The organism is Oceanibaculum nanhaiense (assembly GCF_002148795.1).
Classification (GTDB): Bacteria; Pseudomonadota; Alphaproteobacteria; order Oceanibaculales; family Oceanibaculaceae; genus Oceanibaculum; species Oceanibaculum nanhaiense.
The window spans coordinates 42,410-66,031 of sequence record NZ_MPOB01000004.1 but is presented as its reverse complement, the minus strand read 5'-3'; the positions used below and the strand labels follow the sequence as shown (position 1 = coordinate 66,031).

Annotated in this window: 24 protein-coding genes; 8 read left to right on the top strand and 16 right to left on the bottom strand. The window is 66.1% G+C overall.

The window, feature by feature from the left end:
* Window position 1: 1 nt before the first annotated feature.
* The gene (locus BKM74_RS07775) at window positions 2-1,936 is read right to left on the bottom strand and encodes an AMP-binding protein (protein ID WP_086465143.1); all 1,935 of its coding nucleotides are present in this window, start codon (window positions 1,934-1,936) and stop codon (window positions 2-4) included.
* A 297-nt stretch (window positions 1,937-2,233) separates the two neighbouring features.
* On the opposite strand from BKM74_RS07775, the gene BKM74_RS07770 reads away from it, so the two are divergent.
* On the top strand, window positions 2,234-3,046 hold the full coding sequence (locus BKM74_RS07770; RefSeq protein ID WP_245825866.1) for an alpha/beta fold hydrolase: 813 nt from the start codon (window positions 2,234-2,236) through the stop codon (window positions 3,044-3,046).
* Here BKM74_RS07770 and BKM74_RS07765 read toward each other — a convergent pair.
* From BKM74_RS07765 to BKM74_RS07755, 3 genes are read right to left on the bottom strand one after another with little or no spacing between them, the layout of a single operon-like run.
* Window positions 3,043-4,611, bottom strand: coding sequence for an alkaline phosphatase D family protein (locus tag BKM74_RS07765; protein WP_086465142.1), 1,569 nt, complete (start codon window positions 4,609-4,611; stop codon window positions 3,043-3,045). The two genes, BKM74_RS07770 and BKM74_RS07765, sit on opposite strands and share 4 nt — an antisense overlap.
* 10 nt (window positions 4,612-4,621) lie before the next feature.
* Window positions 4,622-5,296 (bottom strand): guanylate kinase, encoded by a 675-nt coding sequence (gene gmk, locus BKM74_RS07760; RefSeq protein WP_086465141.1) that lies wholly within the window; start codon window positions 5,294-5,296, stop codon window positions 4,622-4,624.
* A complete protein-coding gene (locus BKM74_RS07755) occupies window positions 5,286-6,158 on the bottom strand; it encodes a YicC/YloC family endoribonuclease (protein ID WP_086465140.1) in 873 nt (290 codons plus the stop codon). The genes gmk and BKM74_RS07755 overlap by 11 nt, the downstream gene beginning before the upstream one ends.
* A gap of 115 nt (window positions 6,159-6,273) precedes the next feature.
* On the opposite strand from BKM74_RS07755, the gene BKM74_RS07750 reads away from it, so the two are divergent.
* From BKM74_RS07750 to BKM74_RS07740, 3 genes are read left to right on the top strand one after another with little or no spacing between them, the layout of a single operon-like run.
* The gene (locus BKM74_RS07750; protein WP_086465139.1) at window positions 6,274-7,047 is read left to right on the top strand and encodes an SDR family NAD(P)-dependent oxidoreductase; all 774 of its coding nucleotides are present in this window, start codon (window positions 6,274-6,276) and stop codon (window positions 7,045-7,047) included.
* A gap of 52 nt (window positions 7,048-7,099) precedes the next feature.
* Window positions 7,100-7,846 (top strand): sulfite exporter TauE/SafE family protein, encoded by a 747-nt coding sequence (locus tag BKM74_RS07745; RefSeq protein ID WP_176342448.1) that lies wholly within the window; start codon window positions 7,100-7,102, stop codon window positions 7,844-7,846.
* A gap of 9 nt (window positions 7,847-7,855) precedes the next feature.
* Window positions 7,856-8,638, top strand: a complete 783-nt coding sequence (locus BKM74_RS07740) for a sulfite exporter TauE/SafE family protein (protein WP_086465137.1) — start codon at window positions 7,856-7,858, stop codon at window positions 8,636-8,638.
* Between the two features lie 9 nt (window positions 8,639-8,647).
* Here the strand turns inward: BKM74_RS07740 and BKM74_RS07735 are convergent, their stop codons facing one another.
* The 12 genes from BKM74_RS07735 to rpsF all read right to left on the bottom strand — a co-directional run bounded on the left by BKM74_RS07735 (window position 8,648) and on the right by rpsF (window position 19,850).
* Complete coding sequence (locus tag BKM74_RS07735; protein WP_086465136.1) at window positions 8,648-9,358, bottom strand: SDR family NAD(P)-dependent oxidoreductase; 711 nt, start codon at window positions 9,356-9,358, stop codon at window positions 8,648-8,650.
* Between the two features lie 27 nt (window positions 9,359-9,385).
* Window positions 9,386-10,873, bottom strand: coding sequence for an amidophosphoribosyltransferase (purF, locus tag BKM74_RS07730; RefSeq protein ID WP_086465135.1), 1,488 nt, complete (start codon window positions 10,871-10,873; stop codon window positions 9,386-9,388).
* A 70-nt stretch (window positions 10,874-10,943) separates the two neighbouring features.
* Window positions 10,944-11,642 carry a CvpA family protein gene (locus BKM74_RS07725; protein WP_086465134.1) on the bottom strand — a complete coding sequence of 233 codons (699 nt, stop codon included), beginning with the start codon at window positions 11,640-11,642 and terminating at the stop codon, window positions 10,944-10,946.
* A gap of 9 nt (window positions 11,643-11,651) precedes the next feature.
* The gene (gene radA / locus BKM74_RS07720; protein ID WP_086465133.1) at window positions 11,652-13,070 is read right to left on the bottom strand and encodes a DNA repair protein RadA; all 1,419 of its coding nucleotides are present in this window, start codon (window positions 13,068-13,070) and stop codon (window positions 11,652-11,654) included.
* A gap of 22 nt (window positions 13,071-13,092) precedes the next feature.
* Window positions 13,093-13,869: an ABC transporter ATP-binding protein gene (locus tag BKM74_RS07715; RefSeq protein ID WP_086465132.1), complete on the bottom strand. Its 777-nt coding sequence runs from the start codon at window positions 13,867-13,869 to the stop codon at window positions 13,093-13,095.
* Entirely contained in the window at window positions 13,866-14,642 is a 777-nt protein-coding gene (locus tag BKM74_RS07710) for an MlaE family ABC transporter permease (RefSeq protein WP_086465131.1), read from the bottom strand. Before BKM74_RS07710 ends, BKM74_RS07715 begins: the two co-directional genes overlap by 4 nt.
* A 6-nt stretch (window positions 14,643-14,648) precedes the next feature.
* Window positions 14,649-15,752, bottom strand: a complete 1,104-nt coding sequence (alr, locus tag BKM74_RS07705) for an alanine racemase (RefSeq protein ID WP_245825864.1) — start codon at window positions 15,750-15,752, stop codon at window positions 14,649-14,651.
* Between the two features lie 31 nt (window positions 15,753-15,783).
* On the bottom strand, window positions 15,784-17,322 hold the full coding sequence (locus BKM74_RS07700) for a replicative DNA helicase (RefSeq protein ID WP_086465129.1): 1,539 nt from the start codon (window positions 17,320-17,322) through the stop codon (window positions 15,784-15,786).
* Window positions 17,323-17,495: 173 nt separating this feature from the next.
* Window positions 17,496-18,071 carry a 50S ribosomal protein L9 gene (gene rplI, locus BKM74_RS07695; protein ID WP_086465128.1) on the bottom strand — a complete coding sequence of 192 codons (576 nt, stop codon included), beginning with the start codon at window positions 18,069-18,071 and terminating at the stop codon, window positions 17,496-17,498.
* 5 nt (window positions 18,072-18,076) lie between these two features.
* Entirely contained in the window at window positions 18,077-19,045 is a 969-nt protein-coding gene (locus BKM74_RS07690) for a DUF2232 domain-containing protein (RefSeq protein ID WP_176342447.1), read from the bottom strand.
* 74 nt (window positions 19,046-19,119) lie between these two features.
* A complete protein-coding gene (rpsR, locus tag BKM74_RS07685) occupies window positions 19,120-19,371 on the bottom strand; it encodes a 30S ribosomal protein S18 (RefSeq protein WP_086465126.1) in 252 nt (83 codons plus the stop codon).
* Entirely contained in the window at window positions 19,368-19,850 is a 483-nt protein-coding gene (rpsF, locus tag BKM74_RS07680; RefSeq protein WP_086465125.1) for a 30S ribosomal protein S6, read from the bottom strand. The genes rpsR and rpsF overlap by 4 nt, the downstream gene beginning before the upstream one ends.
* Window positions 19,851-20,117: 267 nt before the next feature.
* Between rpsF and fabD the strand changes: the two genes are divergently transcribed.
* The 4 genes from fabD (at window position 20,118) to fabF (ending at window position 23,614) form a co-directional block, all read left to right on the top strand.
* Window positions 20,118-21,074, top strand: a complete 957-nt coding sequence (gene fabD / locus BKM74_RS07675) for an ACP S-malonyltransferase (protein WP_176342470.1) — start codon at window positions 20,118-20,120, stop codon at window positions 21,072-21,074.
* 52 nt (window positions 21,075-21,126) lie between these two features.
* Complete coding sequence (gene fabG, locus BKM74_RS07670) at window positions 21,127-21,864, top strand: 3-oxoacyl-[acyl-carrier-protein] reductase (protein ID WP_086465123.1); 738 nt, start codon at window positions 21,127-21,129, stop codon at window positions 21,862-21,864.
* Window positions 21,865-22,044: 180 nt separating this feature from the next.
* The gene (locus BKM74_RS07665) at window positions 22,045-22,281 is read left to right on the top strand and encodes an acyl carrier protein (RefSeq protein WP_086465122.1); all 237 of its coding nucleotides are present in this window, start codon (window positions 22,045-22,047) and stop codon (window positions 22,279-22,281) included.
* A 67-nt stretch (window positions 22,282-22,348) separates the two neighbouring features.
* Complete coding sequence (fabF, locus tag BKM74_RS07660) at window positions 22,349-23,614, top strand: beta-ketoacyl-ACP synthase II (protein ID WP_086465121.1); 1,266 nt, start codon at window positions 22,349-22,351, stop codon at window positions 23,612-23,614.
* The last annotated feature ends 8 nt before the right edge of the window (window positions 23,615-23,622 follow it).

Here is a 23,622-nt window from a genome sequence, read left to right as displayed (position 1 = left end):
CTCAGCTCGCCTTCTTCATCGTTGCGGACTCATGCGGCGTGCCCACCGTCATGATGCGCATATCGGCCTTCACCTTGCTCTTGCGCCCGTCCTCGTAGGTGACTTCGGCGTCGAGATGCGCGGTGGTGGCATCGGTGTAGAGCGCGTCGATCAGGCCGCCATAGCGCTCGCCGATGACACCGCGCCGCACCTTGCGCGTGCGGGTCAGCTCGCCATCATCGGCATCCAGCTCCTTGTAGAGCAGCAGGAATTTGCGGATGCGCTGGGCCTCGGGCAGGCTGGCATTCACCTGCTCCACCTCGCCGGCGATCAGATCGTAGATCTGCTGCTGGTTCGACAGATCGGTGTAGGAGGAAAAGGCGATACGCTTCTTCTCGGCCCATTTCGAGACGATGGAATAGCGCACGCAGATGATCGCCGTCAGATAATCATGGCCCGCCCCCAGGATCACCGCCTCGGCGATATAGGGAGAGAATTTTAGTTTGTTTTCAATATATTGCGGGGAGAAGCGCAGACCCTGCGCTGTCGTTGCGATATCCTTCAGCCGGTCGATGACGATCAGCCGCCCCTTGTCGTCGAAATAGCCGGCATCGCCGGTGTACATCCAGCCATCGCGCATGTCGGCGCGGGTCGCCTCCTCGTTCTTGTAGTAACCGAGGAACATGTTGTCGTGCCGGGTGACGATCTCGCCGACGCCGCTGGCATCCGGATCGGCGATGCGCACATCGGTCCCCGGGAAGGGCGGCCCGACCGTGTCGCAATCGACCTCCTTGCCGTCCTGCAGCGTATAGGCGCCCATCAGTTCGGTCTGGCCGTACAGCTGGCGCAGCGGCACGCCCATGGCGAGGAACAGCTTGAAGGTCTCCGGCCCCAGCGCCGAGCCGCCGGTGGCGGCAGAGCGCACGCGGCTGAAACCCAGCCGGTCGCGCAGCGCCGAGAACAGCATGGTATCCGCCAGCGTGGAGCGGCCGCCGCGGTCCAGCGCCTCGATCCCCAGCTTCACGCCCTTGTCGAAGATCCAGCGGTTCAGCGCCGAGGCGTCCATGACGCGGGCGCGCATGTCGGCGGCCAGCTGCTCCCACAGGCGCGGCGCCATCAGGAAGAAGGTCGGCCCGATCTCGCGCAGATCGTGCATCATGGTGTCCTGGCTTTCCGGGTAGTTCACCTTCATGCCCGCAACCAGGGAAAAGCCGATGCAGTAAACCTGCTCCATGATCCAGGGCAGCGGCAGGACGGAGACATATTCGTCCGTGCTGTCCTTCGGATCGACCGTCAGGTAGCGGTGCACATGGCGGATCATGGCGCCCGACTGCAGCATCGCCAGCTTCGGGTTCGAGGTGGTGCCGGAGGTCGTGCACAGGATGGCGACGTCGTCACCCTCCGTCGCATCGACCAGCGCCTTGAAGCGTGCCGGCTCGCGCGCCTCGGCCTTGCGGCCCAGCTCCTTCAGCGCATCCAGCGACAGCACGCGCGGGTCGGTGACCGTGCTCATGCCGCGGGTATCGCAATAGACGATGTGCTGCAAATCCGGCAGCCGCTCACCCAGATTCAGGAACTTGTCCACCTGCTCCTGATCCTCGGCGAGCACCGCCTTCACGCCGGCATAATCGGCAAGGTAGAAGACCTCCTCATCCAGCGCGTCGCGATAGATGCCGAGGCTCATCGCCCTGAGGCAATGGGTTGCCAGCTCGCCGCACACCCAGTTGGTGTCGTTGTCGCCGATCAGCGCCACCACGTCGCCGCGCCCGATGCCCAGCGTTTCGAGGCCGAGCGCCATCAGCTTCACGGTCTCGGCGTAATCGCGCCAGGTCATTTCCCGCCAGATGCCGAAATCCTTCTCGCGCATCGCCACCGCATCGGGGTGGGTCTGGGCGTTGTGGACCAGCAATTTCGGGCAGGTATCGAAACGGGCGGCATCCGGATACGTCGCCGTCACCGTGCCCTCCCGTTTTTCAGCGGGGCGGGCGGACTAATCCCGTAATCGGCAAAGGGCATACCGAGCACTGATCTTCTCCCTGTCTTGCGCGCTTTTTTTGCCGGTCTTGTGCCAGACTGATTAGCCAGCGCGCTTTGTTCTTGTGCTACTAGCAGTAATCCATGCGCCGTTCAGGGTCAAGCAGTGCGCATGGCACCCACGCGGCAAGCGCATGGCGTGCATATTATCGTCATATTAGGCAGTGCGGCTTTGTACTCCGCGCTTGCGGCGCGTCGCATTTTCCTCTGTCCTCCTGGCATGAGCGACACCGATCCCATGACAATCTGCCGTACCGAGACGCGGTTCCGCTGGCAGGGCAAAAGCCTGCCCGGCCTTAGGCTCGACCCGCCCGCAGTGCCGCCGGCGGACGCCCCCTGCCTCGTCTTCCTGCATGAGGCGCTGGGCTCGATCCGGCTGTGGCGCGATTTCCCGGATGCCGTCGTTGCCATGACCGGCCTGCCGGCGCTGGTCTATGAACGGCTGGGTCATGGCGGCGCCGGTCCGCTGACCCTGCCGCGCGGGCTGGATTATCTGCATGTCGAGGCCGAGCAGGTGCTGCCTGCCGTGCTGGAGCAGGCCGGCATCGGGCGCGCCATCCTGATCGGACACAGCGATGGCGGCTCCATCGCGCTGCTGCATGCCGCCGCCTTCCCGGAACGGATAATGGCCGCCGTGACCCTGGCCGCGCATGTCTTCGTCGAGGAAGTCACCGTGGCCGGCGTGCATGAGGCGATGGCAGCGTGGCGCACCACCGATTTGCCCGACAAGCTGGCGAAATATCACGGGTCGAACACGGAAGCACTCTATCGCGCCTGGGCGGAGACCTGGACCTCGGATGAATTCCGCCCCTGGAACATCGAGGACTGTCTGCCGCGCATAAGCTGCCCGCTGCTGGTCATTCAGGGTGCGGAGGACGAATACGCCACCCCGGCGCAGGTGCAGGCCATCTGCCGCGGTGCCGGCGGTCCGGCGACGCCGCTGCTGATCCCCGATTGCGCACACCAGCCGCACCGCCAGCAGCGCGATGCCGTGCTGGATGCGATAACCGCCTTCGTGCGGGAGATGGTCTAGGCCGGCTGCGCGCCGGCCTTGCCGGCCTCGACCGCGAAGCTGGCGAGCCGCGAGACGGTGCCGTCCGGTCGCTCCACGCTATCCACCGCCTCCAGCCCGAACAGCGCCTGTTTCGGCGTGAGATCGAGGCTGGCATAGCCGCGCTTGTCGCCGCGCCCGTAGCGGATATGCGGATTGTCCTCGCGGCCGGCCTGCATGGTCTTGGCACTCGGCCCCTGCGAGCTGACCGAGGTACAGACCACCTCGGTCGCCAGCGTCGGCGAGGAAGGATTCTGGAAATCCTTCTTCAGGTCGGACACCCAGAAGGCGTGTACATCGCCGCCGATCACCAGCGGATTGGCCGGCTTGTGCGTCTCGATGGCGGACAGCAGCCGGTCACGGCTGGCGACATAGCCGTCCCAGCCATCCAGCGCATAGGCCCTGCCCGGCCCCGGCTCGCGGTCCAGCTCCGACACCAGCGTCTGCTGCGCGACCAGCGTCCAGCGCCCCTGCGCATCCTGCAGCGCGCCATCCAGCCAGGCTTCCTGCTCCCGCCCCAGCAGGCTGCGCGCCGGATCGAAGCGCTCATCGCAACTGGCCCCGCCGGATTTGTTGATGCCGCAGGGATGCGGCGAGCGGTACTGCCGGTCGTCCAGCAGCGTCATATCCAGGAGATCGCCGAAGCGGTAGCGGTCATAAATCCGCAGGGACGGCCCTTGGGGCGCCATCGAAGGCGGCACCGGCATATGCTCGTACCAGGCCTGATAGGCGGCGGCGCGGATATCGAGAAACTGGCCCGGCTGCTTCGTCTTCGGCGAGTGATCGTCGGCGTAATTATTGGCAACCTCGTGATCGTCCCAGATCGCCAGCCAGGGGGCCGCCGCATGGGCTGCCATCAGGTCCGGGTCGGACTTGTAAAGGGCGTAGCGGTCACGGAACTCCCAGAGCTGCGTGGGAATACCGGTGCCATGCTGGCGGACATATTTCTTGCCCCAGGACATCTCGTAGATGTAGTCGCCAAGATGCACGATCAGGTCGAAATCCTGCGCGGCCATATGGCGGAAGGCGGTGAAATAGCCATGCTCATATTGCTGGCAGGAGGCGAAGGCGAGGCGCAGCCTGTCCGTCGCCGCCCCCAGGGCCGGCGCGGTGCGGGTGCGGCCCGCCGGGCTCTGCTGCCCGCCGGCAATGAAGCGGTAGAAATACCAGCGCCCCGGCTCCAGACCGGTCACCTCGACATGGACGGAATGGCCCCAGTCGTCGGTCGCCAGCGCGGTGCCTTTGGCGGCGATGCGTTGAAAGCCCTCGTCATGCGCCAGTTCCCAGTCCACCTCGACCGGCCCTTCCAGCGCCGGCGGCGCGGCGGCGAACAGGCTACCGCCCGCCTCCTCCGCCTTGGGCACGAGGCGGGTCCACAGCACCACGCTGTCGGGACGCGGGCAGCCCGAGGCCACGCCCAGCGTAAAGGGATCATCCTCGAACCGCACCTCGGCGGCACGCAGGATCGCCGGGCGCGCCAGCAGGGCGGCGCCGGCCGCCGAGCCGATCAGCAGGGTGCGGCGGGAAACCGGCAGAAGCACAGGCATGGAAAGACCCTCAGTTCGGCGCGGAGGCAATGATCCGGCGCACGAAATCGCCGATTCCAGTCTGGCGCTCGCGCTTCAGCCGCTCGCCGCGCAGGATGGCGCGCACATCGGCGACGCTGCGCTCCAGATCCTCGTTCACGATGACATAATCATATTCTGACCAGTGGCTGATCTCATCCGCTGCCTTGCGCATGCGGCCGGTCACCACTTCCTCGGAATCCTGCGCGCGGCTGCGCAGCCGGCGCTCAAGCTCCTCCTGCGAGGGCGGCAGGATGAAGACGCTGACCACATCCTGCGGCACCTTCTCGTTCAGTTGCTGCGTGCCCTGCCAATCGACGTCGAACAGGATGTCGTTGCCGGCGGACAGCGCGGTTTCCACCGCCGCGCGCGGCGTGCCGTAGCAATTGCCGAACACCCTTGCATGCTCCAGCAACTCGTCCGCCGCCACCATCGCGTCGAAGCGCGGCAGGTCGATGAAGTGATAATCCTTGCCGTCCACCTCGCCCGGACGCGGCGGCCGGGTCGTGACCGAAACCGACATGGCGAGCCGGCTTTCCTCCTGCAGCAGCCGGCGGGAAATGCTGGTCTTGCCGGCACCGGAAGGCGAGGACAGAACCAGCATCAGGCCGCGCCGGTGGATATCCGATCCCTGGCTGCCGGCGCCGAGAGATGCCTCACTCGACATTCTGCACCTGTTCCTTCAGCTGATCGATCACCGCCTTCAGCTCCAGCCCGATGCGCGTCAGCTCGGTATCGCCGGACTTGGAACAAAGCGTGTTGGCCTCGCGGTTGAATTCCTGGCACAAGAAGTCGAAGCGCCGGCCGATCTGGCTGCCGGCCTGCATCAGCTCGCGCGCGGCGGCGATATGGGCGGCCAGCCGGTCCAGCTCCTCGCGGATGTCGGCCTTGGTGGCAAGCAGCGCCGCCTCCTGCGCCAGCCGGTCCTCGTTCAGCGCCGGAGAAGCCTCCAGCAGTTCCAGCACCTGCTGGCGCAGCCGCGCCTTCAGCGCCTCCGGCTGCACCGACCCCAGCGCCTTGGCCTGCGTGGTCAGTTCCTCGATACGGTCGAGATGGCCGGTCAGCATGGCGGCCAACCTTGCCCCCTCCTCCAGCCGCGAGGTGACCAGCGCCTTCACCGCCTGTTCCAGCCCGGCCAGGACATCGGCATCGCGGACGGCGCGGGCTTCCTCGTCGGCATCCTCCTCGCCGGCCTCGACCACACCGCGCACGGCGAGCAGCGAGTCCAGCCGCGGCGGCGCGGCATCGACCCTGCCGGCCAGTTCCGCCTGCAAGGCCAGCACCTGATCCAGCACCGCGCGGTTGATGCGGATGCCGGCCTCGCCGGCGCGCCGCTCCACGATGAGCGAGACATTCACATTGCCGCGCTTCAGCGCCTCGCCCAGCTTCTGCCGGGCCAGCGGCTCCAGGCTCTCGAAGCCCTGCGGCGCGCGGGTGCGGATATCGAGGCCGCGCCCATTCACGGATTTCAGCTCCCAGGCCCAGCCGAGCCCGTCATGCTGGCCCTCGGCGCGGGCGAACCCGGTCATGCTGGATAGGGGCGCGGAACCAGGTTTCACAGCGTTTTGCCTCTGTATCTTGTAGGGTAGCAGCGGGAGGCGGCACTATATCCCCGCAATACCGCACCAGCAACCGGACAGGCACATGCGCGACCCGAAGCATATTCTCATCACCGGGGCCAGCAGCGGCCTCGGCGCGGAACTCGCCCGCACCTATGCCGACCCCGGCGTGACGCTGGCGCTGACCGGGCGCGATGCGGCGCGGCTGGAGGCGGTGACGGAGCAATGCCGTGCCAGCGGCGCTGCCGTCGAGGCGGCGGTGCTGGACGTGACCGACGCGGCGGCGCTGGCAGCCTGGATGCTGGCGCGCGACGACGTGCTGCCCCTCGACCTGGCTATCGCCAATGCCGGCATCTCGGCCGGCACCGGCGGCGATACCGAGCCGGTGGAGCAGGTGCGCCGCATCTTCGCGGTGAATGTCGATGGGGTGATGAACACGGTGCTGCCGCTGATCCCGCGCATGCAGGCGCGGCGGCACGGTCAGATCGCGTTGATGGCGTCGATGGCCGGGTTCCGGGGCTTCCCCGGCGCGCCCGCCTATTGTGGCAGCAAAGCCGCCGTGAAAATCTATGGTGAGGGGCTGCGCGGCATGCTGGCCGGCAGCGGCGTCGAGGTGTCGGTGGTCTGCCCCGGCTATGTCCGCACGCCGATGACCGACCGCAACGGTTTCCCCATGCCGTTCCTGATGGAAGCCGGCAAGGCGGCGCGGATCATCCGCGACGGGCTGACCCGCAACAAGGCCCGCATCGCCTTCCCGCTGCCGATACTGGCGGCGGTGTGGCTGCTGCAGGCGCTGCCCCCCGGTTTGATCGACCCCCTCATGCGCCGGCTGCCCTCGAAAAGCATCGACGCCGCTTAAAGGCACTGCCTAGAGTGCGGAAACATAAGCTTTCCGCATCGGGATCCCCGCCGTGCCTATCCCCGACGATCTGACCGTCGCAGCCTATGGCTTCGCCTTCGTCCTGATCCTGGCAGCGTCTTTCCTGCGCGCCTTCACCGGGTTCGGCTTCGCGCTGCTGGCCGTACCCGGCCTGATGCTGCTGATGCCACCGGTTGCCGCCGTGCCGATCGCCATGCTGCTGCAGCTTGGCGCCGCCGCCGCGATGGTGCCCTCGACCCGGAAGGAGATGGACTGGCGATCCCTGCGCCTGCTGCTGCCCGGCGGGGTGCTGCTGACGCCGGTCGGCGCCCTGCTGCTGGCGGTCGTCGATCCGACGCTGCTGAAGCTGGCGATCTGCATCATCGTAATGCTGATCGCGCTGGCACTGTGGCGCGGCTTCCGCCTGAAGCGCGCGCCGGGCCCTGTCGGCAGCTTCCTCGCCGGGGCCAGCGCCGGATTCCTGGGCGGGCTGGCAGCGATCCCCGGTCCGCCGGTGATCCTGTTCTACCTGTCCGCCCCCGGCAACCACGCCTCGACCCGCGCCTCGCTGAACGGCTTCTTCCTGATCCTGAACATCCTGGCGGTCGGCACGCTGGCGCTGAAGGGCGCGTTCGACCTGCATGCCATCGCCTGGGCGGCCGCCCTTGGCCCCGCCATGCTGCTGGGTTCCTGGCTGGGCAGCGCCGGCTTCCGTCGCGCCGACCCGGCGCTGTTTCGCACCGTCGCGGTCGGCCTGCTGTTCGTCACCGGTGCCGCCGGCATCGCCTCCTCCTTCTGAGTTTCCGCCATGTCCGCGTTCCTGCCTGCCGCCCTGCTGCCCGACGCCCTGGGCCCGCTTGCCTTCGCCGCGATCTTCGCAGTGGTGGTCGTGGCCGCCGTGATCCGCGCCTTTACCGGCTTCGGTTTCGCCCTGCTGGCAATACCGGTGCTGGTGCTGATCCTGCCGCCGGCGCAGGTGATCCCCTTCATCTTCCTGCTGGAGCTGGTGATCAGCGTCACGCTGCTGCCGCGCCTCTGGCACGAGGTCGATTTCAGCGGGTTGCGCTGGCTACTGCCCGGCGCGCTGCTGGCCACCCCCATCGGCGGTTATGTGCTGCAGATCGCCTCGCCAGAGGCGCTGCGCCTCGCCATCGGCCTGGTGGTGGTCACAGCCGCACTGCTGATGGCGCGCGGCCTGCGCTTCCGCAACCGGCCGGGGCCAGCCGCCAGCTTCGGTACCGGCCTTGTTTCGGGAACGCTGAACGGTGCAGCCGGCATCCCCGGCCCGCCGGTGGTGCTGTTCTACCTGGCGACGCCCGCCGCCGATTCGGTCAGCCGCGCCACGCTGATCGCCTATTTCACCGTGACCGACATCATGGGCATCGGCGTCGCCGCCTGGAACGGGCTGTTTACCTGGGACACAATGCTCTGGGCACTATGGCTCACGCCGGCCATGCTGATCGGCTCGGTCCTCGGACAGACCGCCTTCAGCCGCGTGAATCCAAACCTATTCCGCCGGATCGTGCTGGGCGTACTGCTGGTAACCGGGTTGATCGGCGTCGCGAAGGCGCTGATGGACCTGCTTCAGTAAGTTCCGGCTTCAGTAGGCCTGCACAAGCTCGCCATTGCGGGTGCAATCGGCGGCGGCCAGATCGACGAAGCAATCGGTGATCTGTTCCGGCGTGCGCAGGGTCATCGGATCCTCGCCCGGCATCGCCTGGGCACGCATCGCGGTGCGGATCGGCCCCGGATTGACCAGATTGACGCGCAGCGGCGTGTTCTCCATCTCATCGGCATAGGACAGCACCAGCGTGTTCAGCGCCGCCTTGGTGGCGCCGTACAAACCCCAGAAGGCCTTACCCTTGGAAGCGCCGGAGCTGACGAAGATCGCCCGCCCAGACTCCGAGCGGCGCAGCAACGGGTCCATCGAGCGGATCAGCCGGTAATTCGCCGTCACATTCACCGTCATCACCTGGTCCCACTGGCGCTGCGCGATATGCGGCACCGGCGTCAGGTCACCCAGCAGGCCGGCATTGCCGACCAGCACATCCAGCCGGCCAAAGCGTTCGGCAATTGCTGCGCCCAGCTGGTCGATCTGGTCGAGCTGCCGCAGATCCAGCGGCACCAGCGTCGCCGTACCGCCGGCGGCGCGCACCACATCGTCAATCTCCTCCAGCGCGCCCTCGGTGCGGGCGGTCAGCACCAGATGCGCCCCTTCGGCGGCGTAGCGCTGGGCGATGGCGGCGCCAATGCCGCGGCTGGCGCCGGTAATCAGGGCGATGCGGCCGGAAAGCCGTCCGGTCTGGGTCATGATGTCCTGTCAGATAGAAACGGAAAGTTACGCCGCCGGCTGTTCGGTCAGCAGGGAGAGTTGCGTCGACTCGCCGCCATTGTCGAAATCGGTCAGCGAGATCGGATAATCGCCGGTGAAGCAGGCATCGCAATATTGCGGCATGGCGTCGTTGCGCGCCGGCAGGCCCATCGCCCGGTACAGCCCGTCGATGGTGATGAAGGCGAGGCTGTCAACGCCGATCACCTTGGCCATGCCCTCGAGGTCGTAATTATGCGCCAGCAGCTTTTCCTTCTGCGGCGTATCGACACCATAGAAGCAGGCATTGGTGGTCGGCGGGCTGGCGATGCGCATATGCACCTCGGTCGCCCCGGCATTGCGCACCATCTCGACGATCTTCTTCGAGGTGGTACCGCGCACGATGGAATCATCCACCAGCACCACGCGCTTGCCCTCGATCTGCATGCGGTTGGCGTTGTGCTTGCGCTTCACGTCATAGTGGCGAATCTGGTCGGTCGGCTGGATGAAGGTACGGCCGACATAATGGTTGCGGATGATCCCCAGCTCAAAGGGCAGGCCCGATTCCGCGGCATAGCCGATGGCGGCTGGCACGCCGGAATCCGGCACCGGCACGATGACATCGGCATCAACATGGCTCTCGCGCGCCAGCTCCATGCCGATATTCTTGCGCGCCTCATAGACCGACTGGCCTTCGACATTGCTGTCGGGCCGCGCGAAATAGATGTACTCGAACACGCAGAAACGCTTGCGGCCGGGCGGAAAGGGCCGGTGGCTGGTCACCCCCTCGCCATTCAGCACGATGATCTCGCCCGGCTCCACATCGCGCACGAATTCCGCGCCGATAATGTCGAAAGCACAGGTTTCCGAGGCCAGGATATGGGCGTCGCCCAGCTTGCCGAGCACCAGCGGCCGCACGCCGTTGGGATCGCGCACGCCGATCACCCCCTGGGCGGTGAGGGCAACCAGCGAATAGGCGCCCTCGACCTGCCGCAGCGCATCGATCAGCCGGTCCAGCACGGTCGCCCCCTGCGAGGTGGCGATCAGATGGATGATGACCTCGGTATCGGTGGTGGACTGGAACAGGCAGCCGCGCTTCACCAGCTGGCGGCGCAGCTTCAGCGCGTTGGTCAAATTGCCGTTATGGCCGATGGCCAGCCCGCCGAACTCGAAATCCGCGAACAGCGGCTGCACGTTGCGCAGCAGCGTCTCACCTGTGGTGGCATAACGATTGTGGCCGATGGCGGCATGGCCTTCCAGCCGCGCCATCACATTGGGCGAGACGAAGATTTCCGACACATGGCCAAGCCCGCGATGGGCATTGAAGCGCTTGCCGTCGAAGGCAACGATCCCGCTGGCCTCCTGTCCCCGATGCTGCAGCGCGTGCAGCCCCAGGGCCGCATGCGCGGCGGCATCCTGCGTGCCGAAGATGCCGAAGATCGCGCATTCCTCGCGCAGGTGATCGTCGTCTTCGGTTTCAGGCGTTTCGGGCATGTGGAACGGGTGGGTGGTGATCATCGTATCCTGCCTGGCCTTCGCTGCGCGCCGTCGCGGGCGCCCGGTACGGTCGAGTATTGCCATCGGACCGCTACTGCGTTTTCTGGATCAACCGATCCATGTCCTGCCGTTCGTCGGTCTTATACCCCGATGACGGGGACTGTGCATCGTCTTTCCGTTCCCCGTCTTTCCGTTCTCCGGGCGTTGCCGGCGGATTGACGAGTTGGTTGTAAATTTCCCGGCGCACCCGCTGCTCGCTCTCGCGCCGCGCCGCTTCCGCCTTGGCGGCGGCATCCTCGCGCGCCTCCGAGGGGACAAGCGTCATGATGAAGCCGGCCCCGCGCTCGACCAGCGGCATGGTCTTGGCCCCGGTTATCCAGTCCGGCCGGTCCTGTTCGGTGACCGCCCAGTCCAGTACCAGGAAGGCGAGGCAGACCAGCACGGCACCGCGCACAAGCCCGAACAGGAAGCCCAGCGAGCGGTCCACCGCATTCAGTGCACTGCCCTTCACCAGCCCGGCCAGCATATTGCTCACCACAGATAGGATGATCAGCGCGATTATGAAGAGGCCAGCCCCGGCGATGATGTCGGCGATCATGTCGATGCCGATCAGATCGCGGGCATAGGGCCGCACATGCGCGAAGCCGTAGAGCGTCGCGAAGGCGGCGCCGACCCAGGCACCGACCGACAGCACCTCACGCACGAAACCGCGGAAAAACGCCAGCAAACCGGAGATCAGCAGGATCGCGAAGACCAGAATGTCGGTGGCGTTGATGGGGAGATTGTCCATGAACCTCTCCTAACCCTGGCCGCGGGCGGCCGGTCGGGGCAACCGACGCGCATGGCTGCCATCGTCGAACAGCAGGGTCAGATCGCCGAGACGCGACAATTCGATCATCTCGATGGTCTCTCCCCGTCCTTCTCCCTTGCCACCCCGCTTACGCCGGGCCGGCATCAGCGCCTTGGCGAAGCCCAGCTTCGCCGCCTCCTTCAGTCTGGTGTCCATCTGGCTGACCGCACGCACCTCGCCGGACAGGCCGATCTCGCCGAACACCACCGCCTCCTTCGGCACCGGCACGCCGGTCAGCGAGGAGACCAGCGCCGCCGCGACGGCCAGATCCATCGCCGGCTCGGCAATCTTCAGCCCGCCGGCAACATTCAGGAACACGTCCGCGCCCGCCACCTCGACGCCGCATCGCGCTTCCAGCACCGCCATCACCATGGCAAGCCGTCCGCTGTCCCAGCCGACCACGGTGCGGCGCGGGGTGGAAAACGGCGATGGCGCCACCAGCGCCTGTACCTCGACCAGCACCGGGCGGCTGCCCTCCATGCCGGCGAACACGGCGGCGCCGGAGACATCCTGCTTGCGGTCGGCCAGGAACAGCTCGGACGGGTTGGCGACCTCGACCAGCCCGCCATCGGTCATCTCGAACACGCCGATCTCGTCGGTTGCCCCGAAACGGTTCTTCACCGCGCGCAGGATGCGGAACTGGTGGCCGCGCTCGCCCTCGAAATACAGCACCGTATCGACCATGTGCTCCAGCACCTTCGGTCCGGCGATGGCGCCTTCCTTGGTGACATGGCCGACCAGGATGACGGTGAACCCCCGGCGCTTGGCCAGCCGGATCAGTTCCTGCGCGGCGGCGCGCACCTGGGCAACCGTGCCGGGCGCCGATTCCAGCGAATCGACATACATGGTCTGGATCGAATCGATGACCACGACGTCCGGCGCGTCGGCGCCATCCAGCGAGGCCAGGATGTCGCGCATCGCCGTCGCCGAGGCCAGCATCACCGGCGCGTCGCCGACATTCAGCCGCTGCGCGCGCAGGCGGATCTGATCGACCGATTCCTCGCCGGAGATATAGGCCGCCAGCCCGCCCCGTGCGAGGCTGGCCGTGGCCTGCAGCAGCAGTGTCGATTTGCCGATGCCGGGATCGCCGCCGATCAGGATGGCGGAGCCGGGAACCAGGCCACCGCCGGTCACGCGGTCCAGTTCGGCAATGCCGGTGGTGCGGCGCGGCGGCGGTGCGCTGGCGCCGGTCAGGCCGACAAACTCGATGCGCCTGCCGCCAGCGCGGCTCTGGCCTTTCGGCAGGGCGGGCTCCACCGATTCCTCGACGATGCTGTTCCATTCCCCGCAGGAATCGCATTTGCCGCTCCAGCGCGATGTCACCGCGCCGCAGGACTGGCACACAAAGCGGGATTTGGGTTTCGCCACGCCTGTCAGCCTTCCCTTGCCATCATGGCCGCATCACCTGCATCTGGATCGGCCCCTCGGCCCGGCCATGAATGAACTGATCGACATGGTCGTTGCCGGAACGATCGATCTCGCCGACCGGGCCGTCCCAGATGATACGCCCTTCATAGATCATCGCGATACGGTGGGCGATCTTGCGGGCGCTCGCCATGTCATGGGTGATCGACAGTGTAGTCGCGCCCAGATCCTTCACGCAGGCGACGATCAGGTCATTGATGACATCGGCCATGATCGGATCAAGGCCGGTGGTCGGCTCGTCGAAGAAGATGATCTCCGGCTCGGTCGCGATGGCGCGGGCCAGCGCCACGCGCTTCTGCATGCCGCCCGACAGCTCCGACGGCGAGAGGCCGGCGACCGCCTCGCCGAGGCCGACCTGCGCCAGCTTGGCGATGGCGGTCTCGTGCGCCGCCGCACGCGGCGTGCCGGATCCCTGGATCAGCCCGAAGGCGACATTCTCCCAGACCGGCAGCGAATCGAACAGCGCACCGCCCTGGAACAGCATGCCGAATTTCTTCATCACCCGGTCGCGCTCGCCGCCCGACAGGCCAACGGTTTCCTCGCCATCAATCTCGATGGAGCCTGCATCGGGCGTGATCAGCCCGAGAATGCACTTCAGCAGCACCGACTTGCCCGAGCCGGAGCCGCCGATGATGACCAGCGATTCGCCCTCCGCCACATCGAGGTCGATGCCGTTCAGCACATGCTTCGGACCGAAGTGCTTTTTCAGGCCGCGGATGCGGATTTTCGGCGGCTGGCTCATTTGGCAAAAAACAATGTGGTGATGATGTAATTGGAAATCAGTATCAGGATCGAGGCCGACACCACGGCGTTGGTGGTGGCCGCGCCCACGCCCTGGGCGCCGCCACGTGACTTGAAGCCGTGATAGCAGCCCATCAGGGCAATCAGGAAGCCGAAGGCCGCCGCTTTCACGAGACCGGAGAACACATCGACGAACTCCAGATACTCGATGGTGCTCTTGATATAGGCCGCCGGGTTGAAACCCAGATTGTAGATCGACACGACATAACCGCCGAACACCCCGATGACATCGCCGACCGCCACCAGCACCGGCAGCATCAGCGTCGCCGCCAGCACGCGCGGCACGATTAGATATTTGAACGGGTTGGTGGACAGCGTGGTCAGCGCGTCGATCTGCTCGGTCACCCGCATGGTGCCGATCTCGGCCGCCATCGCCGCGCCCACGCGCCCGGCCACCATCAGCCCGGCCAGCACCGGCGCCAGCTCACGGGTGATCGACAGCACCACCACGGTGGCCACCGCGCCCTCGGCCGAGAAACGGGCGAAGCCGCTATAGCTCTGCAGCGCCAGCACCATGCCGCTGAACAGCGTGGTCATGCCGACGACCGGCAGGGAGTAATAGCCGATATCGATCATCTGCCGGCCGATCAGCCGGAAATAGAAGGGCGGGCGGAAACAATGCGTCACCGCCGTCAGCGCAAACAGCATGATGCGCCCGACACTGGCGAGGAACTCCAGGAAACCGGCGCCGATGGTGCGAAGAACGCGGATCATGCGGCTCTATTCTCCGGCGCCGATATAGCGCCGGGCATAGCGGCCGCCCAGCGAGGTCAGGATTTCATAGCCGATGGTGCCGGCATCGCGTGCCGCATCGTCCGGCGTATAGCCCTCTCCCAGAAGCTCCACGAGCCCGCCCGGATGCACCAGCCCTTCCGGCAGCCCGGTGACGTCGAAAGTCAGCAAATCCATCGATACCCGCCCGATCATCGGCACGTCATGGCCCGCGATCCGGGCGCTTCCCCGATTGCTGAGAGCCCGCAGGTAACCATCCGCGTAACCTGTTGCCACAGTTGCAATTTTCGAGGGTTTATCGCATGTGCGGGAGGCACCGTAGCCAACCCCCTCCCCCCTGTCAACGTGACGGACCTGCAGCACCCGCCCGTCCAGCCGCACCGCCTGGCGCATCGGATTCGGCGCGCCCGGTGTGGGGTTCACGCCATAAAGGGCCGCCCCCGGCCGCACCAGATCGAAATGATGATCGGGGCCAAGGAAGATCGCCGAGGAGGCGGCAAGGCTGCCCTTCGCCCCCGGCAGCGCCGCCAGCGCTGCGCGGAAACGGGCAAGCTGCAGCGCGTTCAGCGGATGCGCAGGCTCGTCGGGACAGGCCATATGGGTCATGACATAGGACAGATCGATCCCGTCCAGCAGCGCGGGATCGGCGGTCAGCAACGCGGTTTCTGCAGGGTCAAGGCCCAGCCGGTTCATGCCGGTATCGACATGCAGGATCGCCGGCGCGCGGCGGCCGGCCTTCGCGGTTTCCTCGCGCCAGCGCGCGGCCTGCCCCAGATCGTTCAGCACCGGGATCAGCCGGTCGCGCAGGAAAATCGTCGCCGTGCCCGGCAGCAGCCCGCCCAGCACCGCAACCTCGACCTGCGGCAGCAGGCTGCGCAAGCGCAGCCCCTCATCCAGCGTGGCCACGAAGAACAGCGTGCAGCCGGCATCGGCCAGGGCGGGCGCGACCTGTTCGATGCCCAGCCCGTAGGCATCCGCCTTCACCACGGCGGCACAGGCGGCCGGCGCCGCGCGGTCACGCAGCAGCCGCCAATTGTCGGTCACGGCGGTAAGGTCGATGGTCAGGATGGAACAGGCGGCCTCGGTTTGCATGGCGTGGTCATCGCCCATCCGGTGCCGGGGGTCAATACGTATCGGGCAGGTGATCGTCCGCGACGTAGTTCGAGAATTTCGTGGTGTTGCCATCGAAGCGCAGCGTGATCTTGCCGGTCGGGCCATGGCGCTGCTTGCCGATGATGACTTCCGCCTTGCCGTAGGCAGACTCGCACAGCGCCTGCCACTGCGCATGCCGGTCGTGGAATTTCTCGTCACCCTCCTCGGGACGGCGCACAGGTTCGGCCCGGCCAAGATAATATTCCTCGCGGAACACGAACATCACGACGTCCGCGTCCTGCTCGATCGAGCCGGATTCGCGCAGGTCAGCCAGCTGCGGGCGCTTGTCCTCGCGCTGCTCGACGGCACGCGACAGCTGCGACAGGGCGATCACCGGCACATGCAGTTCCTTCGCGATGGCCTTCAGGTTCCGGGTGATCTCGGAAATCTCGTTCACCCGGTTCTCGGCCCGCCCGCCGACGGGCCCCTGCAGCAGCTGCAGATAATCCACCACGATCAGATGCAGCCCGTGCTGGCGCTTCAGCCGCCGGGCGCGGGTCCGCAAGCTGGACACCGGCAGGGCCGGGGTATCGTCGATGAACAGGGGTGTGCGCTCCAGCCGCTGGGTCGCCTGCACCAGCTTCTGGAAATCCTGGTCGTTCAGCTCGCCCTTGCGGATCTTCTCGGAGGGAATCCCGGTCTGCTCGGCGAGGATACGGGTGGCCAGCTGTTCCGCCGACATTTCCAGCGAAAAGAAGGCGACGACGTAGCGGTCATCCTGCTCCAGCGTCCGCGTGGCGGCGTAGAAGGCGACGTTGGTGGCCAGCGCCGTCTTGCCCATGGCGGGGCGGCCCGCCAGGATCAGCAGGTCGGAGTAATGCAGGCCGCCCAGCATCTTGTCGAGTTCGGAGAAACCGGACGGCACGCCGGCCAGCCCGCCCTCGCGGCGATAGGCGCTGGCCGCCATCTCGATGGAATCGGCCATCGCCTTGGAGAAGGTCTGGAAGCCGCGTTCGCTGCGCCCGGTCTCCGCCAGGCCGAACAGCCGGCCTTCCGCCGCCTCGATCTGGCTTTCGGCGGTGGCATCGAGATCGTGCTTGAACGCCTCGTTCACCACGGTCTCGCCGAAATCGATCAGCTGGCGGCGCAGATAGAGGTCATAGACGGTGCGGCCGTAATCCTCGGCATTCACCACGGTGACGACCGAGGCCGCCAGCTTCACCAGATACTGCGCGCCGCCGACATCGGCCAGCGATCCGTCCTGGTCGAAGAAATTCTTCAGGGTGATCGGATTGGCCATCTGGCCGCGCTCGATCAGCTTGCCGCAGGCCTCATAGATGCGGCCATTCACCGGATCGGCGAAATGATCCTTCTGCAGGAACTCGGAAACCCTTTCATAGGCGCCGTTATTCACCAGGATGGCGCCCAGCAGCGCCTGCTCGGCTTCCAGGTTATGCGGCGGGATGCGATAGGCAGGGCCCTTGGGGTCCGCCGGGGAGAGCGGCTGCCCTTCGGTCGTCCGTTCTGGCAGGCTGGTGATCGTCGCGCTGGTCTGATTTCCGTCGGTCATGACTGCACTCTATCCCCGCAGGCGCGACATCGGAAGATGCCCGCCGCCAAGGATGTCGGGGATGGTTTTTATCCACAGCCTGTTAACTGCGTGGATAAGCAGGGTCGAGCAAAGAAAAACGGCGCCCCGCAGGGGGCGCCGTTCCGCCGTAAAAAAAACCGGATGCGCGGGGATTAATCGCGCGAAGACATCTCGTAGCCTTCGGCGGCAGCATCCTCGGCGGCCTGGATCAATTCCTCGATCTCGTCCACCGGTTCGTTGCTCATGAAGGCCTCGCCGGTCTTCGCCTGGGTCTCGGCCTCTTCCAGCGAACGGGCGATGTTCACCTTGATGCTGACCGCGACTTCCGGATGCAGCACGACGCGCACCCCGAACAGGCCCAGCGTCTTGATCGGCCGGTCGATGATGACCTGGCGGCGCTCGATGGTGACGCCCGCCTCGGTGACCGCCTCGGCGACGTCGCGCGCCGTCACGGAACCGAACAGGTTGCCCATCTCACTGGCCTGGCGCACCAGAACCACCGTCAGACCGTCCAGCTTGCCGGAGACCTGCTCGGCCTCCTGCTTGCGCTGCAGATTATCTGCCTCAAGCTGCGTCTTGCGGGTCTGGAACTGCTCCAGATTCCCCTTGGTCGCGCGCAGCGCCTTGCTCTGCGGCAGCAGAAAATTACGGGCGAAGCCGGGCCGAACATTGACCACGTCGCCCATCTGGCCGAGCTTCTCGACACGCTCGAGCAGGATGACTTCCATATTCTTCACTCCTCGCCTTGGGTCGGACCGGCGAAGCGACGCCGCAGCCCGAAAAGCTGATCGAGGATACCGAGCAGCATCACCAGTAGAACCGGCCAGCCGAACAGCACCATCGTCACATACACGACAACCAACAACACCTGTCTTGCGGTCAGCCTCAGAATGAAGCCATGCACCACCGCCAGACCGGCGAACAAATACGCCATACCCAGCACGACCAGCAGGTTGCGCCCGATATAGCCCAAACCGTCGGGCGCCACCAGACCAACCACCGCCGCCACGACCAGCGCCCCCAGCAGCACCCGGGGCAATTCCAGCGTCGCCATATCCGGCGACGGGCGGAGATTGCGCCCGAAACGCGATGCCAGCCCTTGGGCCAGCGCGCCATTGACCGCGATCATCACGACCCAGGAGGCCGCCGCGATCCCTGGAAACAGCGCCGCCATCAACGCGATGGCGGGCGTCATCTCCTCGGCTTCCGCGCCGCCTGCCTGCAACATTCCCTGCAAGCCGGCGTTCAGGAACATCTGAACCGTGCCTTCCAGCCCACCCTCGCTGCCTGCGAAGACCAGCCAGATGACCACCAGCACCGCGGCAGCCATGGCGACCAGCAAACCCGTCAGACGGCCCACCGGGTACCATTCGAGGGCACCGGCGCCAGCACCGTCCGCCACACCGCCCACAACGGGCCGGGACAGCAAGGCCTGGCGCACCAGAACCGCGATGGGCAGCACCTCGATCCCGAGATACAGCCCCGCCGCAATCACGCTACCGCTGGCCAGGGCCACGATAACGCAGGCTGCGGCACCAGCCGCCAGCAGGGCGCTAAGCCCCAGGGCGAGACCGGCCAGGAACAGCGGCAGCGGCGCCAGATAGGCCAGAAGGAAGGCGCCGGGAGACCCCAACACCACGGACAGATACAATGCCGCGCTTGTCAGCCCGGCCGCACCGGCCCATCCCCAATAGCCTGTCATCGTCCTCCCACCGCTGCCCGGTAACATCCGCCCATCAGGCCAATGCCGCCGGGATAGCCCTTAACCGGTTGGACCTAGTCCAGCACGTACGGCAGCAGCGCCAGGAAGCGCGCACGCTTGATGGCCTGGGCCAGCTCGCGCTGCTTCTTGTTCGACACCGCCGTGATACGGCTCGGCACGATCTTGCCGCGCTCGGAAATGAAACGGCCGAGCAGGCGGACGTCCTTATAGTCGATCACCGGCGCATTCGGGCCGGAAAACGGACAGGACTTGCGACGGCGCGTAAACGGCCGGCGACCACCACCACCACCAGGACGCATGCTCATGCGGCGTCTCCTTCGCTTCGGCTCTCATTCGACTCGGCACGGTCGAAGCTGCGCGGACCGCGATCCGGACGGTCGCCGCGCGGACCCCGGTCACCGCGATCGCCACGATCCGGACGGTCACCGCGATCACCGCGATCCGGGCGGTCGCTACGCTCGCCGCGCTGCTGCAGCATGACCGACTGGCCTTCCTGCAGCGCATCGACCCGCAGGGTCAGGCAGCGCAGGACGTCCTCGTTCAGGCGCATGTTGCGCTCCATCTCGGCAACGGCGGACGCCGGTGCTTCGATGTTGAACATCACATAGTGGCCCTTGCGGTTCTTCTTGATCTTGTAGGCAAGGCTGCGCAGTCCCCACTGTTCGTTGGACTTCACTTCGCCGCCATTATTCTTGATGATCTCCGAGAATTGCTCGGTCAGGGCTTCCACCTGCGTGGTGGAAATGTCCTGGCGTGCGATCCACACGCTTTCATACAAAGCCATTTATAACCCCTTCTGGCTATATCGGCCCCCGCCGGACCTTCCGAGCATCGGAAAATCGGACACAGGCATAGCCGGCCCCATTGCCGGCAAGGGAAAAACGAAGCGCCGCTTATACACCATGCCGCGCCGCGTTCAAGCACAGATTTGGCCAAACCGGATGCGGGTGCGGGCGCAGGCCCGGACGCAAGACAGGTGCGGCAGGGCTTGACAGGTGAGTCTGGCAGGCTATCACTTGCCGCCATTTCGCGGCGAGTCGGAAAGAACATGATGAAACGCGCATTCGTATTTCCCGGGCAGGGATCGCAGGCTGTCGGCATGGGCAAGGAGCTGGCCGAGGCCTACCCCGTCGCCCGCGAGGTCTTCGATATGGTGGACGAGGCGCTGGGCGAGAAGCTGTCCGCGCTGATCTTCGACGGGCCGCTGGAAACCCTGACGCTGACCGAGAACGCCCAGCCGGCGCTGATGGCCGTGTCCGTTGCCGCCGCTCGCGCGCTGGAAAGCGTCACCGGCAAGCAGCTGGCCGAGATGGGGCACTTCGCCGCCGGCCATTCGCTGGGCGAATATTCGGCGCTGGCCGCGTCCCGTGCGCTGGAGCTGGAGGACGCCGCCCGCCTGCTGCGCCTGCGCGGGCGTTCCATGCAGCAGGCCGTGCCGGTCGGCGCCGGCGCCATGTGCGCCATGCTGGGTGTCGAGATCGAGCTGGCCCGCGAGATCGCTTCAGAGGCTGCCGCAGGGGGTGCTGGCGATCAGGTCTGTGATATCGCCAACGATAATGGCGGCGGCCAGATCGTGCTGAGCGGCGACAAAGAAGCGGTCGAGCGCGCCGTCGCCATCGCCACCGCCAAGGGCGTCAAGCGCAGCATCATGCTGCCGGTCAGCGCGCCGTTCCACTGCACGCTGATGGCCCCCGCCGCCGATGTGATGGGCCAGGCGCTGGCAGAGATCAGCCTGCAGAAGCCGTCCATCCCGGTGATCGCCAACGTTTCCGCCCAGGCCGAGACCGACCCGGCCAATCTGCGCCAGCTCCTCGTGCAACAGGTGACCGGCATGGTACGCTGGCGCGAATCGATGACCTACGCCGCCGACCAGGGGGTGACCCAGCTGGTCGAACTGGGCGCCGGCAAGGTGCTGACCGGTCTCGCCAAGCGCATCGACCCGCGCCTGGAAGGCGCCGCCATCGGCACGCCGGCGGCCATCGAGGCTTTCGCCGCGACGCTGGGCTGAAGAGTTTGGGCTGGCCGACTCGGACCGGCTTTATAAGAACAGGGAGTACCGCATGTTCGATTTGACGGGTAAGGTCGCGCTGGTCACCGGCGCGTCGGGCGGCATCGGCGGCGCCATCGCGCGCGCCCTGCACGCCCAGGGCGCCACACTGGCGTTAAGCGGCACCCGCACCGGGCCGCTGGAGGAGCTGGCCGCTGCTCTCGGCGAGCGCGCCATCGTCACCCCGGCCAACCTGACCGACACCGCCGCCACCGAGGCGCTGATCAAGACTGTCGAGGAGCAGGCGGGCGGCCTGGATATTCTGGTGAACAATGCCGGCCTGACCCGCGACGGCCTGCTGCTGCGCATGAAGGACGAGGACTGGCAGACCGTGCTGGACGTCAATCTGACCGCTGGCATGCGCCTTGCGCGCGCGGCCCTGCGCGGGATGATGAAGAAGCGCTGGGGCCGGATTGTCGGCATTTCCTCCGTGGTCGGCGCTACCGGCAATCCGGGGCAGACCAACTACGCCGCATCCAAGGCCGGCATGATCGGTTTCTCCAAGGCGCTGGCCGCCGAGGTCGCGGCGCGCAACATCACGGTCAATCTGGTCGCCCCCGGCTTCATCGCCACGCCGATGACCGACGCCCTGTCGGAAGAGCAGCACGCGAAACTGTCCGAGCGTATCCCGGCCGGCCGGCTGGGCACGCCCGAGGATGTGGCCGCCGCCGTGCTCTATCTCGCCAGCGACGAGGCATCCTATGTGACCGGCCATACGTTACATGTGAATGGCGGAATGGCGATGCTGTAACGGCTTGAATGCGACACGAAACCAGCGCAAAAGCGGTTTCATGTTGCATTTGTCGAAGGCTGGCCTGAAAAAACAAAGTGTGATAGACAACCCCACCTTGCCGCCCGAGGGAAGTATCGGCCATTGGCGGCGCCTTCGGTAAACAGGTATTTTTCAATACAAATCAAGGGACTGCTAATCATGAGCGATGTCGCCGAGCGGGTGAAGAAAATCGTCGTCGAGCACTTGGGTGTCGATGAGGCGAAGGTTACCGAAGATGCCAGCTTCATTGACGATCTGGGCGCCGACAGCCTGGACACCGTCGAGCTGGTGATGGCGTTCGAAGAAGAATTCGGTTGCGAGATCCCGGACGATGCGGCGGAGAAGATCCAGACCGTCAAGGACGCGATCAGCTTCATCGAAAAGAACTCTGCCTGAGCGTCGCTGTCCTGTCGGTGCTGTACGCAGGATGCACGGATTCACGTAACGAACAGCGGTACAGAGCATGAGACGTGTCGTCGTCACCGGGATGGGTCTGGTCACACCGCTGGGATGCGGTGTCAGTGCCACCTGGGATCGCCTCGTTGCCGGACAGTCCGGAATTACCGGCGTACAGCATTTCGATGTCTCGGACCTGCCGGCGAAGATCGCCGGTCAGGTACCGTCTGGTCCGGCGTCGGAGGGCAAGTTCAACGCCGACGAATGGATATCGACCAAAGACCAGCGCAAGATGGACCGCTTCATCATCTATGCGGTGGCTGCGGCCGACCAGGCGGTAGCGGATTCCGGGGTTGCGCCGCAAACCGATGAGGAGAGCGAGCGCGTCGGCGTCATGATCGGTTCGGGCATCGGCGGGCTGGAGACCATCTATAATGGCTCCATCACGCTGAAGGAACAGGGCCCGCGCCGGGTCACGCCGTTCTTCATCCCGGCCGCGCTGATCAACCTGGCCTCCGGCCATGTCTCGATCAAATACGGCTTTCGTGGACCGAACCATGCTCCCGTCACCGCCTGCTCGACCGGCGCGCACGCCATCGGCGATGCGGCCCGGCTGATCATGCATGGCGATTGCGACGTGATGGTCGCCGGCGGCGCGGAAGCAGCGGTCAGCCGCATCGGCATCGCCGGTTTTTCGGCGGCCCGTGCGCTCTCCACCAACTACAACGACACGCCGGAAAAGGCCTCCCGCCCCTGGGACAAGGACCGCGACGGATTCGTCATGGGCGAAGGCGCCGGCATCGTCGTGCTGGAAGAGTATGAGCGCGCCAAGCGGCGCGGTGCGACGATCTATGCCGAGCTGGTCGGCTATGGCATGTCGGGCGATGCGCACCACATCACCGCCCCGGCGGATGATGGCAATGGCGGCTTCCGCTCCATGCGCAACGCGCTGCGCGATGCCGGCCTGTCGCCCGAGGATATCGACTATGTGAACGCGCACGGCACCTCGACGCCGCTGGGCGACGAGATCGAGCTGGGCGCGGTGAAGCGGCTGTTCGGCGATGCCACCAAGTCGATTTCCATGTCCTCCACCAAATCGGCCATCGGCCACCTGCTGGGGGCCGCCGGCAGCGTCGAGGCGATCTTCTGCATCCAGGCGATGCGCAACAGCCTCGTGCCGCCGACGCTGAACCTGGACAATCCGTCCGAGAGCTGCACGGGCATCGACCTCGTGCCGCACAAGGCGAAGGAGCGGAAAGTCCGGGCGGCGCTCTCCAACTCCTTCGGATTCGGCGGCACCAACGCCTCGCTGATCTTCACGGCGATTGCCTGAGCGGGCGT

Coding starts and splice junctions, on each gene's coding strand:
- BKM74_RS07700 (WP_086465129.1), bottom strand. CDS start 17,322: ATGACCGACGGAAATCAGACCAGCGCGACGATCACCAGCCTGCCAGAA.
- purF (WP_086465135.1), bottom strand. CDS start 10,873: ATGATCACCACCCACCCGTTCCACATGCCCGAAACGCCTGAAACCGAA.
- BKM74_RS07750 (WP_086465139.1), top strand. CDS start 6,274: ATGCGCGACCCGAAGCATATTCTCATCACCGGGGCCAGCAGCGGCCTC.
- rplI (WP_086465128.1), bottom strand. CDS start 18,071: ATGGAAGTCATCCTGCTCGAGCGTGTCGAGAAGCTCGGCCAGATGGGC.
- fabF (WP_086465121.1), top strand. CDS start 22,349: ATGAGACGTGTCGTCGTCACCGGGATGGGTCTGGTCACACCGCTGGGA.
- BKM74_RS07715 (WP_086465132.1), bottom strand. CDS start 13,869: ATGAGCCAGCCGCCGAAAATCCGCATCCGCGGCCTGAAAAAGCACTTC.
- BKM74_RS07740 (WP_086465137.1), top strand. CDS start 7,856: ATGTCCGCGTTCCTGCCTGCCGCCCTGCTGCCCGACGCCCTGGGCCCG.
- BKM74_RS07735 (WP_086465136.1), bottom strand. CDS start 9,358: ATGACCCAGACCGGACGGCTTTCCGGCCGCATCGCCCTGATTACCGGC.
- BKM74_RS07710 (WP_086465131.1), bottom strand. CDS start 14,642: ATGATCCGCGTTCTTCGCACCATCGGCGCCGGTTTCCTGGAGTTCCTC.
- BKM74_RS07770 (WP_245825866.1), top strand. CDS start 2,234: ATGAGCGACACCGATCCCATGACAATCTGCCGTACCGAGACGCGGTTC.
- rpsR (WP_086465126.1), bottom strand. CDS start 19,371: ATGAGCATGCGTCCTGGTGGTGGTGGTGGTCGCCGGCCGTTTACGCGC.
- gmk (WP_086465141.1), bottom strand. CDS start 5,296: ATGTCGAGTGAGGCATCTCTCGGCGCCGGCAGCCAGGGATCGGATATC.
- BKM74_RS07755 (WP_086465140.1), bottom strand. CDS start 6,158: ATGACCGGGTTCGCCCGCGCCGAGGGCCAGCATGACGGGCTCGGCTGG.
- BKM74_RS07765 (WP_086465142.1), bottom strand. CDS start 4,611: ATGCCTGTGCTTCTGCCGGTTTCCCGCCGCACCCTGCTGATCGGCTCG.
- alr (WP_245825864.1), bottom strand. CDS start 15,752: ATGCAAACCGAGGCCGCCTGTTCCATCCTGACCATCGACCTTACCGCC.
- rpsF (WP_086465125.1), bottom strand. CDS start 19,850: ATGGCTTTGTATGAAAGCGTGTGGATCGCACGCCAGGACATTTCCACC.
- BKM74_RS07665 (WP_086465122.1), top strand. CDS start 22,045: ATGAGCGATGTCGCCGAGCGGGTGAAGAAAATCGTCGTCGAGCACTTG.
- BKM74_RS07690 (WP_176342447.1), bottom strand. CDS start 19,045: ATGACAGGCTATTGGGGATGGGCCGGTGCGGCCGGGCTGACAAGCGCG.
- fabD (WP_176342470.1), top strand. CDS start 20,118: ATGAAACGCGCATTCGTATTTCCCGGGCAGGGATCGCAGGCTGTCGGC.
- BKM74_RS07725 (WP_086465134.1), bottom strand. CDS start 11,642: ATGGACAATCTCCCCATCAACGCCACCGACATTCTGGTCTTCGCGATC.
- fabG (WP_086465123.1), top strand. CDS start 21,127: ATGTTCGATTTGACGGGTAAGGTCGCGCTGGTCACCGGCGCGTCGGGC.